Origin of the sequence: Paenibacillus sp. HB172176 (genome assembly GCF_011947265.1) — a bacterium.
In the GTDB taxonomy this organism is placed as follows: Bacteria; Bacillota; Bacilli; order Paenibacillales; family Paenibacillaceae; genus Pristimantibacillus.
The window spans coordinates 1-2,368 of sequence record NZ_JAATHD010000060.1; the positions used below are offsets into that span (position 1 = coordinate 1).

General features: G+C 43.1%; 1 protein-coding gene. It reads left to right on the forward strand.

Annotation, left to right across the window (positions count from 1 at the left end; genetic code table 11):
* Window positions 1-695 precede the first annotated feature (695 nt).
* On the forward strand, window positions 696-1,940 hold the full coding sequence (gene ltrA, locus HFP08_RS28695; protein WP_168124062.1) for a group II intron reverse transcriptase/maturase: 1,245 nt from the start codon (window positions 696-698) through the stop codon (window positions 1,938-1,940).
* Window positions 1,941-2,368: the final 428 nt, after the last annotated feature.

Sequence of the window (2,368 nt, forward strand, 5' to 3'; positions counted from 1 at the left end):
TCTGCCGATTATTTACGAAATAACGAAAGCGGACAGCCCTCTATATAGAATGGAGGGCTATTCGGCGTTTCGTCATCCTATTTGGCTTCCATTTCAATACCCATATCCAAAATCGTGTCTTGATGTGTGCTGGATTTGACGCTTAGTGTGTCCTGAAGAAACGTTGCAACGAAAGGAGGGCATAAGCAACTTTTCATGCTTTGCAAGAGATGAGGGTGGGCCCCTCAGAATCGGCATTCAGGTGCAGATTCTAAACCGCCATTGGGTGCTGCAATTAAAAGTTGTGGTGCTGAGCGCAATTGGAAAAGGCCAAAATGAATTGGTCAGGTACGCATCATGAAGCTGAACGAAAGTGAAGAGCTGATGAAACGTCGTTAAGATGAAGTGCGATCAAAACCAGAGATTTTAAGCGGTCACTGGGACTAGGTCTAGCGGAAACCTGAGTACTGGCTAGATGATCGTCGGCGTAGAGGTTACAGGAGCATGATGCAGGCTCTAGCAAGGAACAGGAGAAGTCTGAGCCCCAATGAAAAATCGAAAAATCCAAGCGCTAAAACGACGAGGATGAAAGTAGAGATGTGGGATCAGATGCGGAAGAACCCATAGTAGTGAAGAATCTGCTGTAATGGCAGAGGAGCGAAGGGGTTCTGTTATCCATCATTCTTGAATTGAACAACCAGAAATGGGAGGATTCTATGAAAGAAGGAAAATCGTTCGAGATTTCTAAACATCAAGTGTTAGAAGCATACAAACGTGTCAAAGCGAATAGGGGTGCTCCTGGCATTGATGGTATGGATTTTACAGCATTCGAGAAGAATTTGAAAAACAACCTGTATAAAATATGGAACAGAATGTCTTCAGGAAGTTACATGCCAGAGGCAGTCAAGGGTGTAGAGATACCGAAGAAAAACGGAAAGATGCGACTCCTAGGTGTGCCCACTATAGCGGATAGAATAGCGCAAATGGTAGTTCGCCTCAACTTCGAACCATTAGTGGAGCCCGTGTTCTGCGAAGACTCCTATGGATATAGACCAAACCGATCAGCTACTGATGCAGTAGGCGCAATTCGACAGAGATGTTGGAAGATGCCATGGCTAATTGAATTTGACATTGTAGGTTTATTTGATCATATTGATCATGAACTCATGATGAAAGCCGTTCGAAAGCATACAGATAACAAATGGATAATTCTATACATCGAACGATTTCTATGTGCACCAATAAGGATGCCAAATGGTACCGTCAAAGAAAGGACTTCCGGCACTCCCCAGGGAGGGGTCATCAGTCCAATCCTTGCAAATCTGTTTTTGCATTATGCCTTTGATCAATGGATGGAGAGAAAGAATCCAAGAAATCCTTGGGCGAGGTATTCTGACGATGGAGTTATACACTGCTGGACAAAACGAGAGGCTGAGCGACTGTTGAACGAGCTGAAGAGTCGAATGAGAACGTGTAAATTGGAAATTCACCCGGATAAGACTAGAATCGTATATTGCAAAAGTGATAGATTCCAAGGGAAACACGATTACGAAGACTTCACTTTCCTTGGATATACGTTTCGAAATCGTTACATTAAGAACAAGCGCGGGGGATTTTTCAATGGGTTTTCACCGGCAGTCAGCAAAGATGCAGGGCAGGTCCTGCGAGATCGTGTTCGAAACATCCGTATGAGTAATAAATCTGTTTCCATTGAGGAATTAGCCAAGTTGATAAATCCGGTTATTCGTGGCTGGTTTAACTACTTCTCGAAATTTGCGGCTGGAACAGCCAAAAGAATCCTCACCTATGTAAATCTCACCATAGCCAGATGGACGAAATCCAAATATAAGTCGATGAAAGGTAGCACACTTAGAGCAATGAGATTTCTGAAACGCATTGCTCAGTGCAACCCAAATCTCTTCTACCATTGGCAGATAGGGCTACTGCCCGCGATTGGATAACAAGAGCCGAATGAAGGGAGACCTTCACGTTCGGTTCTGTGAGAGACTGGGGGTGAAATCCCCCCGGTCTACTCGACCGGTTATCGAGAAAGAATGGCCAAGTTTGGCGCAAAAGAATATTACGAAAAGCAAATTCTTGAGGAAGAGGAATTGCTAGTTACTGTACAAGATATTCGCAAAAAAAGGGAGTCTTTTTTAGCGGAATTAAAAAAATCGTATAATGAGCAGTATGGAGAATCGTTTCCCATTTAAGGAGATCCAAAGAAAAAAGCCGTATGTAACCAATTCCCTTAATCCGTGAAGCAACTTAAATAAAAAGCTAGAAAAACGAAGGGAATCACATCTCTGATGGCGAATATTAAAGATAACAAGCGATTATCTAAATTCACCTGAGAGGTGCTATATATGAAGATCCAATTCACCCAATC

Bases quoted from the DNA above. Each gene is read 5' to 3' on its own strand.
- ltrA (WP_168124062.1), top strand. From the start codon at position 696: ATGAAAGAAGGAAAATCGTTCGAGATTTCTAAACATCAAGTGTTAGAA.